Below are 13,710 nucleotides of genomic sequence, written 5' to 3' on the forward strand. Positions count from 1 at the left end.
ACGACAGGTGAAATGAGATACCGATGGTAGACACCGACCGGCAGGCTCGCCGATTGCGCCGGCTGCACATTCCCTGGCTGAACGTGCTCGGTGTCGTCGCCATCGTCGTGGCCGCAACCGCGCTCGTAATCAAGAATCTGCCCGACGACCACCCCAACCAGATCCTGAATGTCTCCTACGACCCGACGCGCGAGCTCTATACCGCCGTAGACAAAGCCTTCGTGGATCAGTATCAGGCGCAGACCGGAACCAGGCTGGAAATCAAGCAGTCGCACGGCGGTTCAGGCCGTCAGGCGCGCAGCGTCATAGATGGCTCGCAACCGGCTGACGTGGTGTCGCTGGCGCTGATCAGCGACATCGACGCGCTGCGCAAGCGCGGCCTGATCGCGGCGAACTGGCAGACCCGGCTGCCCAACAACTCCGTGCCCTACACCTCGACCATCGTCTTCCTGGTCCGCAAGGGCAACCCGAAGAGCATTCACGACTGGCCCGACCTGATTAACCGCGACGTCTCGATCGTGACGCCCAATCCACGCACGTCGGGCAACGGCCAGCTCAGCATTCTTGCCGCGTGGGGCTCGGTCACCACCCGCGGCGGCACCCCGGAACAGGCGGCCGGCTACGTGCGTTCGCTGTTGGGTCACGTCGCGGTCTCCGACAACGGCGCCCGCAGTGCGGGGGTCTCGTTCGCCACCCAACGCATCGGCGATGTGCAACTGACGTGGGAGAACGAGGCGTTGCGGGAAGCCGCCGCGAGTCCGGACGAGCTCGAAATCGTCTATCCGCCAGTCAGTATCAAAGCCGAGCCGGCCGTCGCGTGGGTGGACGTCAACGTCACCGATCCCAAGGTCGCGTCCTACGCGAAGGCCTACCTCGGCTACCTGTTCTCCGATGCCGGGCAGGAGTTGGCGGCCAGGTACGGCTACCGTCCGTTCAAGGCCGAAGTCCTCGCCAAACACGCCCCGCAGTTGCCGCAGCTCGAGCTGTTCCCGATCACCGCACTGGCCAAGGACTGGGTGGAGGCACGGGAAAATTTCTTCGGCGACAACGGAATCTACGACACCATCTCGGCACCACCGGTGGCGTCATGAGTCGCGTCTTCAACTACGACTGGGTCAAGGGCCGCAGCGACGTCATCGCGGGCCTGACCGTGGCCGCCATTTCGTTCCCGCAAGCGATCGCGTACGCGTTGATCGCCGGCGTGGATCCGAAATTCGGTGTCTACTCGGCGATCGTGGTGACGGCGATCGCGTCGATCTTCGGGTCGTCCTCGCATCTGATCAACGGGCCTACGAGCGCCATATCGCTGCTCGTCTTCACCGCGCTGGCGTTCATCGACTCGGAGAACATTCATCAACTCTTCGAAGCACTGTTCCTGCTCAGTGTCCTGGTCGGCGCGTTCCAGATCGCCATCTCGGTGTTCAAGCTGGGCAACCTGACCCGGTATATCTCCGAGTCGGTGATCATCGGTTTCATGGCCGCGGCAGCACTGTTACTGGCCGTCGGTCAGCTCGGTAATGCACTGGGGGTCAAGGACAAAGGCAACGGGCACATGCAGGTGCTGCGGCGCGTCTACCTCACCCTGTTCCACGGAGATGCGGTCAACTACCGTGCCCTGACGCTCAGCGCCGGCGCCGTGGTGCTGGCGGTGGTGCTGCGAAAGCTGGTGCAGCGCTTCGGTCTACCGCAGGTCGACATGCTGGCCGTGCTGATCATCACCAGTCTCGTCGCCTACCTGGCGGGATGGTCGATTCCCGGTAAGGGCGGCCACACCGCGGTCTCGGTGGCCGCGAAGGTGCCGCGCAGCCTGCCCGGCCCGCACATTCCCGAGGTTCATACCAGTTGGCTGCCCGAGATCTCGGTGAGCGCACTGGCCATCGCCTTCGTCGGCATCATCGAAGCCCTGTCCATCGCCAAAGCCATTGCGCACCAGACTCAACAGAAAATCGACTACAACCGGCAGATCATGGCTGAAGGCCTGGCCAACCTCGGCGGCGGTTTCTTCCAGAGCATTCCCGGTTCGGGATCGCTGTCCCGGTCGGCCATCAACCACCAGTCCGGTGCGGCGACACGGTTCTCCGGGATCGTCTCGGCCGCAACGGTTGCGGTGGCCCTGCTGTTGTTCGCGCCGCTGCTGCGTTATGTCCCGCAGCCGGCACTGGCCGGGCTGCTGCTGGTCACCGCCGCGCGGCTGGTCGACTTCAAGAGATTGATCTACACGCTGAAAGCCTCCCGCTACGACGCCGGCCTGGTCGCCGTGACGGCATTCACCGGGATAGCGATCGATCTGGACAAGGCGGTGCTGCTCGGGGTGATCCTGTCGATCCTGCTGTTCGTGCCGCGCGCGGCGAAGCTGCGGGCCAAGGAACTGGTAGTGACCCCCGAACGTGTTGTCCGGGAACGTGTTGCGGGAGATCCCTCGGACCCCGAGACGGTCATCTATGACCTGGAGGGGGAATTGTTCTTCGGAGCCGCACCGGAATTGGACCGCCACCTCTCGGAACTGCAGGAGCGGATCAGGGCCGAAGATGAAGGCAAGATCGTGATCCTGCGCCTCAAGCGGGTACGACATCCCGACGTCGTCTGCATCGAACGCATCGAGCACTTTCTGCATGAACTGACCGATCACGGGACGACGGTGCTGCTGGCTGGGGTGCGCGCGGACACCCTCGCGGTATTGAACAACGTCGGCTTCTCGCGGTGGTTTCCCGCCGAACACGTCTTCCCCGAAGAGGACAAGGAATTCTCGGCGACCCTCCGCGCGGTGCGTTACGCGCACGCGAGGACGAAGGCCGACCACACCGAGCAACCGGAGCTCTATTACCTCGTCTGAGGTCTCAGGGGTTCCCGGCTTTGACGGCGGCGATCACACCACCGTCGACTAGCAGATCGGTACCGGTGATGAAAGTCGCTTGCGGACCGAGCAGGAACGCCGCAGCGGCCGCGATGTCGTCGGGGGTCCCGATCCGGCCGGTCGCCGACATCGCGATCATCGCGCGCATGCCGTCCCCGACGGGGGAGGCGAGTTCTTCCTGCGACATCGGCGTGGAGATGATGCCCGGGCTGATCGAGTTGATCCGGGCGCCGCGACGGCCCCAGTGCGCGCTGGCCGCGCGTACGCGAAGCAGGTTGGCCTGCTTGGCGACCGGATAAGCCATTGTCGATTCGGTGATACTGCTGACGAAGTCCAGGCCCAACAGTTCGCCGGGCGGGTTGTGCGCCAGCGCCCTTTCCCGCTCGGCGTCCATCGGCGGGAACATGTGGCCGGCCATGCTCGCGATCACGACACCGGCACCGCCCGGCGCGACGATGTCACCGAAATCCTGCAGCACCAGGGCGACACCGAGCAGGTCGACGGCCATCACCGCCTGTGCCGAGGCTTGCGCCGGGGACAGTCCGGCGGTGTGCGCCACCTGAGTCACGGGCCCGAGGGAGCCGGCGAAGTCGGCCAGCTCGCGCACCGACTCCGCTGACGAGACGTCGACGCGCTGGGTTTCGATCTCGTAGCCGTCGGCTCGCAGCGCTTCGGTCGCCGAGATCAACGTCGCCTCGCTGTTGTCGGCCAGCAGCACCGTCTTGCCGGAACCGAGTCGCCGCGCGATGGCCAGACCCATACCGCCGGCGCCGATCACGGCGAGAATTTCTCGAGTTGCGGTCACTGCATCTCCTTCCGGGCCAGATCCCAACCGAAGAATAGGATGTCCGCGGCTAGGTTGGACGGGGTGTCGGCCGAACAACCGTGGAATATCAATATCCACTACGACGGACTGGTCGAATCCACCGTCCCCGTCGATGCCCGGCAGATTCTCGACGTAGGTTGCGGCGACGGTTTCCTGGCCGCCCGCTTGGCCGAGCGGTTTCCCGAGGTCACCGCGATCGACATCGACGCGCCCGTCCTGCGGCGTGCCCAATCTCGCTTTGCCGATGCCCGGGTTCGTTGGACGCACGGTGACGTGATGACCGTGGACCTGTCCCGGTTCGACGCGGTGGTGTCCAATGCGGCTCTGCACCATATCGAGGACACCCGGGCGGCGCTGGCCCGGTTCGCCGGACTGGTGCTGCCTGGCGGCACCCTGACCGTCGTCACCTTCGTCAAACCGTCACTGCGACAGGGGTTGTGGCATCTCAGCAGTGGGTTGGCATGCGCCGTGGTCAATCGCGTCAAAGGTAAGTGGGAGCACAGTGCTCCCATCAAATGGCCGCCGCCCGACACTTTTTCGCAACTGCGGACCCATCTGGGCGCGGTACTGCCCGATGCCCGCATCCGGCGCCTGCGCTACGGCCGGGTCCTGATCACCTGGCGCGCGCCGATCCAACCGTCAGCCGTCTGAGCCCATCGCCGCTGCACTGGCCTGTGAGATGAGCTCGACGGCCTGATTGCGCGGGAGCGAACCCAGCATCTGCATTGCGGCCCGCATGTCGTCGCCGACGATCCAGGTCGGCCCGTTGGTCAGGTTCTCGAACGCCTCGGCAATGACGTCCTCGACGCTGGCCGCACCCGGCGGGACGTCGTCGGGCGAGGCGATCTGACCGCGGCTGTATTCGAGTTCACGCAAGGCGGGCGTGTTGGTCTTGCCCAAGATCAGCCCCAGGACATCGATACCTTTGTCGTGGAGTTCGGCCCACAACGCTTCGGCGAAGACCATGCCGAAAGCCTTGGATGCACCGTAGGCCACCATGTTCGGGCCCCCGGCGAATCCGGCGCCCGAGCCGAAGATGACGATCCCACCGCGTCCCCGTGCCACCATCTGCGCAGCGAAATGGTGGCACAACTGCATCGGCACCACGCAGTTGCGCTGCACCATCGCCTCGGCGGCGGCGAGTGGATTGGTCAGGAACGGCTGGAAATCGGGGTCGGCACCGGCGCAGTACACCAGGAATCCGATGTCGAGGTCACCAACCGCCTCGACGATGGTGCTCGACGCGTGTGGTTGCGCGAGATCCACTGCGAGGGTGCGGGTTTGAACCGATGTCCTCGAATTGATATCGGCGGCAACCTGATCCAGCACGGCCTGCCGGCGCGCCAGCAGCACGACGTTGACTCCGCGCTCGGCCAGGCCTTTGGCGAACGCGGCGCCCACGCCGTCGGATGCCCCCGCGACCAGTGCCCACGGGCCGTACTTCGCTGCGAATGTCACATGCGCCCCGCTCCGGCGATTTCTCAAATAGACGAGATACACTCTCGAAATAGTGATCCAACTCTAAGAAGACCGGTCCGAGGGAGTCAAGCCATTCGCGGATCCACTTCTGCCCCGACCGCGCGGGTACTCGACGTGGTCGAACTGCTCGCCCGCTCGACCGACCGGCAATTGCGTTTCTCCGACGTCGTCCGCGAACTCGATCTCACCCAGGCGACCGCGCACGCCATTCTCAAGACGCTCTGCGACCGGGGGTGGGTAAGCCGCGACCCGATGGACAGGACGTTCACGCTGGGTCCGGCGTTGGCGGTGGTGGCCGCCCGTGCCGACATCGCCCGGCCACTCGCCCATCACGCCCGCGCGGCGGCGCTGCGGGTGTCCCGCGAGGTGGGCTTCGCCGGCTCGGTGGTCGAGCGGTTCGAGGACTCGCTGGTGATCACCGCGTTCGAGGGAGACGGTGCCACCGAACCCTCGGGACTGCCCGGCGACCGTATCCCATACGCACCGCCGTTCGGCGTCGCCTTTGCCGCCTGGGACACCGCCGAGGGTCAGCGCGACTGGATCCGCCGCGGAGCAGGCAACGATGCCGAACGCGTGCAGCGCCTGCGATTGGTGCTGGCGCGCACCCGCGACCGTGGGTTCGACGTCGACTGCACCACGCCCGCGTTGGCGCGGGCCGCGCAGTTGGTGGGCAGGCTGCACAACGACGAGATGCCGGTTACGGTCCGCGAGATCCTTGATCAGCTGCTCGTCGAATTCACTGCCAGCGGAGCGCTTTTCGAGGACGGCCGGGCACCGCAACCGGTGGCCACCATCGCCGCCCCGGTGTTCGGTCCCCGACGACAGGTCGCACTGATCCTCGCGGTCCATCCGCTCAGCGCCATCACGGCTCGCCAGATCCGGTCGATAGGTGGCCGGTTGGTGCAGGAAGCCGAGTTGGTGTCGCAACTGTAGGCATGGCGCCCGATACGCGCGTTCCCCTTGCGTGGTTTGCTTCCGACATTGAATGATCGGCGCATCCGCGGCGTCGATTCGGCCGCGATCGGTGCCGAAGGAGCGCACGTGGCCAAAAAGGAGAACCGTACGGTAAACCGGTGGGAACTGGTCACCTGCGCGCTCACCGGCCATGCCACCTACGCGCCCGACGACGAGGCATTGGCCGAAAGGCTCAGTGCCACCACCGAACTCGGGGAGGCGTGGCGCTGCCTACGATGCGGTGACTTCGCCCTGGGGGAGCCGCACGGGCGCGGACGTCCCGAAGATGCGCCGCTGATAACCAGGGGCAAGGCGTTGCGGCAGGCCATCATCATCCGCGCGCTGGCTGTCGAGCGCCTGCTGCGGGCGGTGGTGTTGGCACTCGCAGCGTGGGCGGTGTGGACCTTCCGCGGTTCCCGCGGTGCCATCCAGGCCACCCTGGACCGGGACCTGCCGATCTTCCGTGCAGCCGGATTCAAGGTCGACCAGATGACCGCCGTCCAAGAACTGGAGAAGGCACTGGCCGCGAAACCGTCCACGCTGGCGTTGATCACCTGCATGCTCGGCGCCTACGCGGTGCTGCAAATTGTCGAAGGCGTCGGCTTGTGGCTGCTGAAACGCTGGGGGGAGTACCTGGCGGTGGTGGCCACGTCGCTGTTTTTGCCGCTGGAGATCCATGACCTGCTCAAAGGCATCACGATGACCCGGGTGGTGACGCTGGCCATCAACCTGGCGGCGGTGGTGTACCTGCTCGTCTCCAAACGACTGTTCGGGCTGCGCGGCGGACGCCGAGCCTACGACGAGGAACTGCACGGCGAGCAGTTGCTCGACCTGGAAAGGGCGGCCATGACGGCCGAGGTGTGACCGAGGCGACACGCCCCTGACTTGACTAGAGTTAAGTCAGGGGGCGACGATGAAGCGCGTGAGCGAAATGGCCTGCGATACCAGAACCCGCACCGTCGAATGGGCAGATCCGATGGTCGCCGCAGCTGCCGCCCGCGGCCGCGGTGGTCTGGAGTTCTTGCAGGCCATGGCCACCGGCGAGATACCGCCGCCACCGGTGATGAGCACCATCGGCGCTCGACTGGAATCGGTTTCGAAAGGCACGGCGGTCTTCACCATGACGCCGGCCGAGTTCCACTACAACCCGATCGGCTCCGTCCATGGCGGCATGTACTGCACCCTGCTCGATTCGGCTGCCGCGTGCGCAGTCCACAGCATGCTGCCGGCCGGGGTCGCCTACACCAGCCTCGACCTGTCGGTGCGGTTCATCGGTGCGATCAGCGTCGACACCGGGCCGGTCCGGTGCACCGGCACGGTGACCCATCTGGGCCGGCGCACCGCGCTGGCCGAAGCCGTGCTGACCAGTGGCACCGGCAAGTTGTTGGCGTCCGCGACCAGCAATTGCCTGATTCTCAATCCCTAACCGCCGCAACGAGATCGGAGTCAGGTGAAGCTGTCGGGTGGGCTGGCTGACCGGGACCGCTGGACGGTGGCCGATTGGTGCCCGATGGAATATGCGCTGCAGTTCATCGGCACCCACTCGGCCATGGTCTTGCTGCGTGAAACATTCTTCGGCGGAAGGCGTTTCGACGAACTGGCCCGCCGCGCCGGAGTGACCGAACAGATCGCCGCCAAACGGCTCCGGCAACTCGTCGATGCCGGACTGCTGGAAAAGCGGCCGTACCAGGAACCCGGGCAGCGCACCCGCTACGAGTACGTGCTCACCGAGCGGGGCCGCGAACTGTTCCCGGTGCTGATCAGCCTGATCGAATTCGGCAGGTCCCTGCAGGGTGAAGCCGGCGCCATGGAACTCGTCCACGACGGATGCGGCGCCGCGGTCGTCCCCCGCGTTCGATGTACGGCGGGGCACGACGTTTCGCTGACCGATGCGGCCGTACGGATTGCGAAGCGCTGACGGTTCACCGCTGTGACAAGAGCGGCAGGCACGTGGCGATTGTGCCGGACTCCACAGGGCCGCTTCGCCCGTTCTTAACCGCAGTGCGGGGAGTGTGTAAAGCGGACGGGCTGCAATTTGACCAACCGACGACAGGACCGACGCCATGACAGCACTCCACCACGGGAAGCTGAGCCCCCCGGGCTTCGACTTCGTCGCGCCGATCCGGGCGCGCGCCTGCCTTGCCTGGCACGCCGTATCGAGAAGCAAGACGCGCGGCTTCCGCCTGATGCAACCGGGCGCCGAACGCTGCTGACCTCTTTGGGCCTGGACAGCGGCCCGGGTACGGTCAGCTGATGGCACTCCCACCTGCAGGAAAGGACGGCGCCGCCGTCGTCACCGGTGCATCGTCGGGCATCGGCGAGCAAGTCGCGCGGATACTCGCACAGCGCGGCTATCAGGTCGTGTTGGTGGCGCGCAGCGTCGATCGCCTCGAGGAGATCGCCGGCCGGCTCGGCGCGCAGGCGCACCCGCTGCCGGCGGACCTGTCCGACCGCAATGACCGCGCGAGCCTGCTCGATCGCGTCGTCGCGTTGGGTCTGACCCCGGACATCCTGGTCAACAACGCCGGACTGTCCACGACGGGCGTCGTCGCGAAGTCCGACCCGGCGAAGGAGCTCAACCTGGTCGAGGTCGACGTAGCCGCGGTCGTGGACCTGACCAGCAGGTTCCTGCCCGGAATGGTCGAGCGCCGGCGGGGCGCCATCCTCAACGTGGCATCGGTGGCCGCATTCGGCCCGCTGCCGGGTCAGGCGGCCTACGGCGCGGCCAAGGCATTCGTGCTGTCCTACACCCACTCGCTGCGCGGGGAGTTGGGCGGAACGGGGGTGTCGGTCACCGCGCTGTGTCCGGGACCGGTGGACACCGGATTCGGCGAGGCGGCCGGGTTCTCCAAAGAAGAAGCCGACGCGGCGTTACCCAAGGTCATGTGGATTCCCGCCGACAAGGTGGCGCAGGCCGGCATCGACGGGCTGGCGGCCGGCAAGGCTGTAGTCGTCCCGGGACTGGTCAACCGGGCGGCCTCGGCGTTGTTCCGGGTCGCGCCCCCGGAATGGATGCTGCCGCTGCTCACCCGCAGTCATCCTGCACTGAAACGCAATTGAGCTATCCGGCGCGGTCGCTCTCGTTGGCCGCCCGCAGCAGGTCGTCGCGGGCGCGCGCCACCCGGGAGCGGACGGTGCCGACCGGGCATCCGGCGACTTCTGCGGCTTCGTCGTAGGACAGACCGAGGATCTGGGTGAGGACCAGGGCCTCGCGGCGCTTCGGATCCAACCCGTCGATCAACATCCGGACTTCCACCATGTTCTCGATCCGGTTGCCACGCGGACCCGGTGCAGGGTTGGCGGCGAGCGCTTCGTCGAGGTCGGCCACGTGGGCGGTCCGGGGCCGGCTCGTGTCGTGCCGGATCTGATCGACGACCACGCGACGGGCGATCGAGAGCAACCAGGTGCGGGCGGTGGACCGGCCGGCGAAACGCGGCAGCGCACCGATCGCCCGCAGGAACGTCTCCTGGGTCAGGTCGTCGGCGCTGGCCGGGCCGGCGAGATAGGCCACCATCCGCCACACATCGCGCTGGGTGGCCTGGATGAATTGCGACAATGCCGCCCGGTCACCCCGACCGGCGCATTTGGCGAGGTGGGTAATTTGGTCATCGTCGCCGCCTGTCGCCACGGATGTCGAGGATAGGCCATAACTGCGGTCGATACGTCGGGAACTAATCAGCCGGTCGCGACGACTGATCTGTATCGGACGGTTTGACAGGAGGTGAGGAACCGCGATGACCACGACGACCACGACCGACGCATCTTCCGAACGCGCCGAGGTGGTGCAGCTCGATATCACCGGGATGTCCTGCATGGCCTGCGCGCACCGGGTCAAGTCGACGCTCAACAAGCTGCCGGGTGTGCGGGCCTCGGTCAATTTCGCCACCCGCGTCGCGACTGTCGAGGCCAGCGGGGACGTCACGGCCGACGAGCTGTGCGCGGCGGTACGTGGTGCCGGTTACGACGCCGAGCTGCGCCGAGGCGGCGACCTGGATGCCGATCCCGATGCCGACCGGGCGCGGTACCTGTTCACCCGGTTTGCCGTCGCCGCCGTGTTCTTCGTGCCGCTGGCGCACCTGTCGGTGTTGTTCGCCGTGATGCCGGGCACCCGCTTCACCGGCTGGCAGTGGGTGCTCACTGTGCTGGCTCTGCCGGTGGTGGCCTGGGCGGCGTGGCCATTCCACCGGGTCGCGCTGCGCAACGCGATGCACGGCGGGGCGTCGATGGAGACGTTGATCTCCGTCGGTATCACCGCCGCCACGATCTGGTCGTTCTACACCGTTTTCGGTGAGCACCAGACCACCGAGCGCCGGGGCGTGTGGCAGGCCCTGTTGGGCAGCGACGCCATCTACTTCGAGGTGGCCGCGGGCGTCACGGTCTTCGTCCTGGCGGGCCGCTATTTCGAGGCCCGCGCCAAGTCGAGGGCGGGAAGTGCGCTGCGCGCGCTCGCGGCGCTGAGTGCCAAGGATGTCGCTGTCCTGCAGCTCGACGGGTCCGAAGCGGTCATTCCGGCGGACGAATTGCAGGAGCAGCAGCGCTTCGTGGTACGCCCCGGTCAGACGATCGCCGCCGACGGACTCGTCGTCGAGGGATCCGCCGCGGTCGACCTCAGCGCGATGACGGGCGAAGCCAAACCCGTGCGGGCGCGTCCGGGATCGCAGGTGATCGGCGGCACGATCGTGCTCGACGGACGGCTGATCGTCGAGGCCGCCGCGGTGGGCGCCGACACCCAGTTCGCCGGCATGGTCCGGCTGGTCGAGCAGGCGCAGGCACAGAAGGCCGACGCGCAGCGACTCGCCGACCGGATCGCCTCGGTGTTCGTCCCGTGCGTCTTCGTCATCGCGGCATTGACTGCCGCGGGATGGCTGCTCGCCGGCGGGCAGCCGGACCAGGCTTTCTCGGCCACCCTGGCCGTGCTCGTCATCGCCTGCCCCTGCGCGCTGGGTCTGGCCACCCCGACGGCGATGATGGTCGCGTCCGGGCGTGGCGCCCAACTCGGCATCTTCCTCAAGGGTTACCAGTCGTTGGAGGCCAGCCGCGCCGTCGAAACGGTGGTGTTCGACAAGACCGGCACGTTGACGACGGGGCACCTGACGGTCGGCGCGGTGACCGTCGCGCCCGGCTGGGATGCCGACGAGGTCCTCGAACTGGCCGCGACGGTGGAAGCCGGATCCGAGCACGCGGTGGGACTGGCGATCGCCGCCGCCGCAGCGCAGCGCGAACCCGTCGCCGACTTCCGTGCCGTACCCGGCCGGGGGGTCAGCGGCAGCGTCAGCGGCCGGACCGTGCGAATCGGCAAACCGTCCTGGATCGCCGCCGCCGACCAGGAGCCGGTACTGCTCGCGGCCCGGCGCAACGCCGAATCACGCGGTGAGACAGCGGTATTCGTCGAGGTGGACGGCCACCCGTGCGGCGTCATCGCGGTGGGTGACGCGGTGAAGGACTCGGCGGCCGACGCGGTCGCCGCGCTGCACCAGCGCGGCATCCGAACCGTGCTGTTGACCGGCGACAACCCTGCATCCGCGGGCGCGGTGGCCGCCCGCGTCGGGGTGGACGAGGTGATCGCCGACATCCTGCCCGAAGGGAAGGTCGACGTCATCGAGCAGCTGCGTGAGCGCGGCCACGTCGTCGCCATGGTCGGCGACGGCATCAACGACGGACCGGCGCTGGCCTGCGCGGACCTGGGTATGGCGATGGGTCGGGGCACCGACGTCGCGATCGGCGCCGCCGACGTCATCCTGGTCCGGGACGACCTCGAAGTCGTGCCGCTGGCGCTGGACCTGGCCGCAGCCACCATGCGCACGATCAGGGTCAACATGATCTGGGCATTCGGCTACAACATCGCCGCGATTCCGATCGCCGCCGCCGGACTGCTCAACCCGCTGATAGCCGGCGCCGCCATGGCGTTCTCGTCGTTCTTCGTCGTGTCGAACAGCTTGCGGCTGCGCAACTTCGGCGCGGTGCGGGACTAGGGCCCAGGGCGCGCTGCGGCTACGCGGCCCCGTCGGTCGGCCACAGATGGCCGCGGCGCCGACCACGAGATGCGTTCTGCGGCAACACGATCTCGGGCTCCGACGCGGATGCTGAGGGTACCGGTGCCGGGTCGTCGCGCCGCCACACCAGGATGGCCAGTACAGCGCCGACGAGCACTGGAACGTGCGTCAGTATCCGCATGATCGTGACGGTCCCGGACACCGCGTCCACCATGACGTAGACGCTGAGCACCGCGGCAAAGGCGGTCAGCACCGTCGCGAGTCCGGCCGCGGCGCGCGGCCAGAGCGCGGCGCCCAGCATCGTCACGGCCAGCGCGAGCGACCACGACGTCGACTCGTGCAGGAGATGGTTGCCCGGGCCGCTGTGATCGTGGGTGAATCCGACGCTCAGGCCCAACCCCTGTGCACCCGCCAGCACCAGCTGCGTCGCACCGACCGACAGCAAAGCCCAACGCCGCCAAGACAATCCGGCCCGCCCCGGCCGTGGTGGCCGGTCGAGGCCGAACGGCCCGAGCGGCGTGATCACCGGACGGGACTGGACCAGCCGTCGTAGCAACTCGGCCTGTTCGCCCGCCTGCTCGAACCACGTCCGGCACGGGGCACACCCACCGAGGTGCTCGTCGACACGCGCCGTGGGCACCGGCTCGCGCTCACCGTCGAGCCGAGCCGACAAGGCTTCCCGGGCCACCTCGCAGTCCATGCCCTTATAGTCGCGCAGTACGCGCGAATAATTCCCGCTCCGGCAGACTTTTCTGTGCAGCGGTCAGCCGAATTCGACGAGCGTCGTCGGAGCCCGCAGCCGGCGCAGCGCAGAGATCCGGTACGCCAGCGGGACCACGGACCGCAGGAACCTGCCGCGCCCCGGTGGGGCGGGCAACTCGCGCACCGCGCGGACGCCGGGAATGGCGAGCAGCTCGGCATATTGGTTGGCGGTGAACCAGAACGGCATCGGCGGCGCCGTGTAGAACTTACTCAGCCGGAACCCGCGGCGGCGCGAGTACACACTCAGCAGCCGCGGAATGCTGTCGAACACCAGCTGGCCGCCGGGAAAGCGTTGCGCACACGCCGCGATCAGCTCGAACACCGTTGTGCGGTTGAGGTACTGCAGCAAACCCTCGGCGGTGATCAGCACGCCCTCGCTGTCGTCGACCCGGTCCATCCAGGAGTAGTCGAGTGCGGACTGGGCGCAGTAGCGCAACCGGTCCGACGCGGGCAGTAGCTGCCGGCGCAGCTGCACGATCGGCTCCAGGTCCACCGAAATCCAGCTGAGGTCACCGTTGTCGACCCGCCAGAAACTGGTCTGCAGCCCTTCGGCCAGGGCGACGACGGTCGCCCGCGGATGCCGGGACAGGAATTCCCGAGTGGCGTTGTCGAATGCCAGCGCGCGCAACGCCGTGGCTTGGTGAGTGCGGCCGAAGTGCTGGTAGTCGTAGTCGATGCTGTCACGCAGGGTGACGGCCATCGGATCGTCGATGATGCCGTCCGGCCGCGCCGCCTCGGTGGCTCGCTGATGCAGTGTGATCAGCGCGGTCTCCGAAACCCCGGTCAGGTGGCGGCCGTCGACGACTGACATGAATCTGACTGTACTGATCGGGAACTTTGGG

Annotated in this window: 14 protein-coding genes; 9 read left to right on the forward strand and 5 right to left on the reverse strand. The window is 67.2% G+C overall.

The features are described from left to right. Positions 1-23 precede the first annotated feature (23 nt). Together AC5Y47_RS10150 and AC5Y47_RS10155 are read left to right on the forward strand one after the other, a co-directional pair. A complete protein-coding gene (locus tag AC5Y47_RS10150; protein ID WP_499943823.1) occupies positions 24-1,091 on the forward strand; it encodes a sulfate ABC transporter substrate-binding protein in 1,068 nt (355 codons plus the stop codon). Beyond that, positions 1,088-2,833, forward strand: a complete 1,746-nt coding sequence (locus AC5Y47_RS10155) for a SulP family inorganic anion transporter (RefSeq protein WP_499943824.1) — start codon at positions 1,088-1,090, stop codon at positions 2,831-2,833. The genes AC5Y47_RS10150 and AC5Y47_RS10155 overlap by 4 nt, the downstream gene beginning before the upstream one ends. 4 nt (positions 2,834-2,837) lie before the next feature. Here the strand turns inward: AC5Y47_RS10155 and AC5Y47_RS10160 are convergent, their stop codons facing one another. Further along, positions 2,838-3,659, reverse strand: a complete 822-nt coding sequence (locus AC5Y47_RS10160) for an SDR family oxidoreductase (RefSeq protein WP_499943825.1) — start codon at positions 3,657-3,659, stop codon at positions 2,838-2,840. A 63-nt stretch (positions 3,660-3,722) separates the two neighbouring features. Here AC5Y47_RS10160 and AC5Y47_RS10165 point away from each other — a divergent pair, with 63 nt between their 5' ends. Further along, a complete protein-coding gene (locus tag AC5Y47_RS10165) occupies positions 3,723-4,331 on the forward strand; it encodes a class I SAM-dependent methyltransferase (protein WP_499943826.1) in 609 nt (202 codons plus the stop codon). Here the strand turns inward: AC5Y47_RS10165 and AC5Y47_RS10170 are convergent. After that, positions 4,320-5,138: an SDR family NAD(P)-dependent oxidoreductase gene (locus AC5Y47_RS10170; protein ID WP_499943827.1), complete on the reverse strand. Its 819-nt coding sequence runs from the start codon at positions 5,136-5,138 to the stop codon at positions 4,320-4,322. The two genes, AC5Y47_RS10165 and AC5Y47_RS10170, sit on opposite strands and share 12 nt — an antisense overlap. Before the next feature lie 93 nt (positions 5,139-5,231). Here AC5Y47_RS10170 and AC5Y47_RS10175 point away from each other — a divergent pair, with 93 nt between their 5' ends. The 5 genes from AC5Y47_RS10175 (at position 5,232) to AC5Y47_RS10195 (ending at position 9,173) form a co-directional block, all read left to right on the forward strand. Then, positions 5,232-6,092 carry a helix-turn-helix domain-containing protein gene (locus tag AC5Y47_RS10175; protein WP_499943915.1) on the forward strand — a complete coding sequence of 287 codons (861 nt, stop codon included), beginning with the start codon at positions 5,232-5,234 and terminating at the stop codon, positions 6,090-6,092. Positions 6,093-6,200: 108 nt separating this feature from the next. Further along, positions 6,201-6,977: a DUF2127 domain-containing protein gene (locus tag AC5Y47_RS10180; protein WP_499943828.1), complete on the forward strand. Its 777-nt coding sequence runs from the start codon at positions 6,201-6,203 to the stop codon at positions 6,975-6,977. Positions 6,978-7,044: 67 nt separating this feature from the next. Continuing rightward, positions 7,045-7,539 (forward strand): PaaI family thioesterase, encoded by a 495-nt coding sequence (locus AC5Y47_RS10185; RefSeq protein ID WP_499943916.1) that lies wholly within the window; start codon positions 7,045-7,047, stop codon positions 7,537-7,539. 24 nt (positions 7,540-7,563) lie between these two features. Further along, positions 7,564-8,031: a winged helix-turn-helix transcriptional regulator gene (locus AC5Y47_RS10190; RefSeq protein WP_499943829.1), complete on the forward strand. Its 468-nt coding sequence runs from the start codon at positions 7,564-7,566 to the stop codon at positions 8,029-8,031. Positions 8,032-8,366: 335 nt separating this feature from the next. Then, positions 8,367-9,173, forward strand: coding sequence for an SDR family NAD(P)-dependent oxidoreductase (locus AC5Y47_RS10195; RefSeq protein ID WP_499943830.1), 807 nt, complete (start codon positions 8,367-8,369; stop codon positions 9,171-9,173). Position 9,174: 1 nt separating this feature from the next. Here AC5Y47_RS10195 and sigC read toward each other — a convergent pair whose 3' ends face one another. Beyond that, on the reverse strand, positions 9,175-9,741 hold the full coding sequence (gene sigC / locus AC5Y47_RS10200) for an RNA polymerase sigma factor SigC (RefSeq protein WP_499943831.1): 567 nt from the start codon (positions 9,739-9,741) through the stop codon (positions 9,175-9,177). A 106-nt stretch (positions 9,742-9,847) separates the two neighbouring features. Here sigC and AC5Y47_RS10205 point away from each other — a divergent pair, with 106 nt between their 5' ends. Next, positions 9,848-12,085, forward strand: a complete 2,238-nt coding sequence (locus AC5Y47_RS10205) for a heavy metal translocating P-type ATPase (protein WP_499943832.1) — start codon at positions 9,848-9,850, stop codon at positions 12,083-12,085. 19 nt (positions 12,086-12,104) lie between these two features. Here AC5Y47_RS10205 and AC5Y47_RS10210 read toward each other — a convergent pair whose 3' ends face one another. Together AC5Y47_RS10210 and AC5Y47_RS10215 are read right to left on the reverse strand one after the other, a co-directional pair. Continuing rightward, positions 12,105-12,806 carry a zf-HC2 domain-containing protein gene (locus AC5Y47_RS10210; protein WP_499943833.1) on the reverse strand — a complete coding sequence of 234 codons (702 nt, stop codon included), beginning with the start codon at positions 12,804-12,806 and terminating at the stop codon, positions 12,105-12,107. A 63-nt stretch (positions 12,807-12,869) separates the two neighbouring features. Then, positions 12,870-13,679 carry a class I SAM-dependent methyltransferase gene (locus tag AC5Y47_RS10215; protein WP_499943834.1) on the reverse strand — a complete coding sequence of 270 codons (810 nt, stop codon included), beginning with the start codon at positions 13,677-13,679 and terminating at the stop codon, positions 12,870-12,872. Between the last annotated feature and the right edge of the window lie 31 nt (positions 13,680-13,710).

Source organism: Mycobacterium sp. NGS22, assembly GCF_059813095.1.

Excerpts from the sequence above, each read along its gene's own strand:
- AC5Y47_RS10150 (WP_499943823.1), top strand. The coding sequence starts at position 24 with ATGGTAGACACCGACCGGCAGGCTCGCCGATTGCGCCGGCTGCACATT.
- AC5Y47_RS10210 (WP_499943833.1), bottom strand. The coding sequence starts at position 12,806 with ATGGACTGCGAGGTGGCCCGGGAAGCCTTGTCGGCTCGGCTCGACGGT.
- AC5Y47_RS10195 (WP_499943830.1), top strand. The coding sequence starts at position 8,367 with ATGGCACTCCCACCTGCAGGAAAGGACGGCGCCGCCGTCGTCACCGGT.
- AC5Y47_RS10185 (WP_499943916.1), top strand. The coding sequence starts at position 7,045 with ATGGCCTGCGATACCAGAACCCGCACCGTCGAATGGGCAGATCCGATG.
- AC5Y47_RS10155 (WP_499943824.1), top strand. The coding sequence starts at position 1,088 with ATGAGTCGCGTCTTCAACTACGACTGGGTCAAGGGCCGCAGCGACGTC.
- AC5Y47_RS10205 (WP_499943832.1), top strand. The coding sequence starts at position 9,848 with ATGACCACGACGACCACGACCGACGCATCTTCCGAACGCGCCGAGGTG.
- AC5Y47_RS10215 (WP_499943834.1), bottom strand. The coding sequence starts at position 13,679 with ATGTCAGTCGTCGACGGCCGCCACCTGACCGGGGTTTCGGAGACCGCG.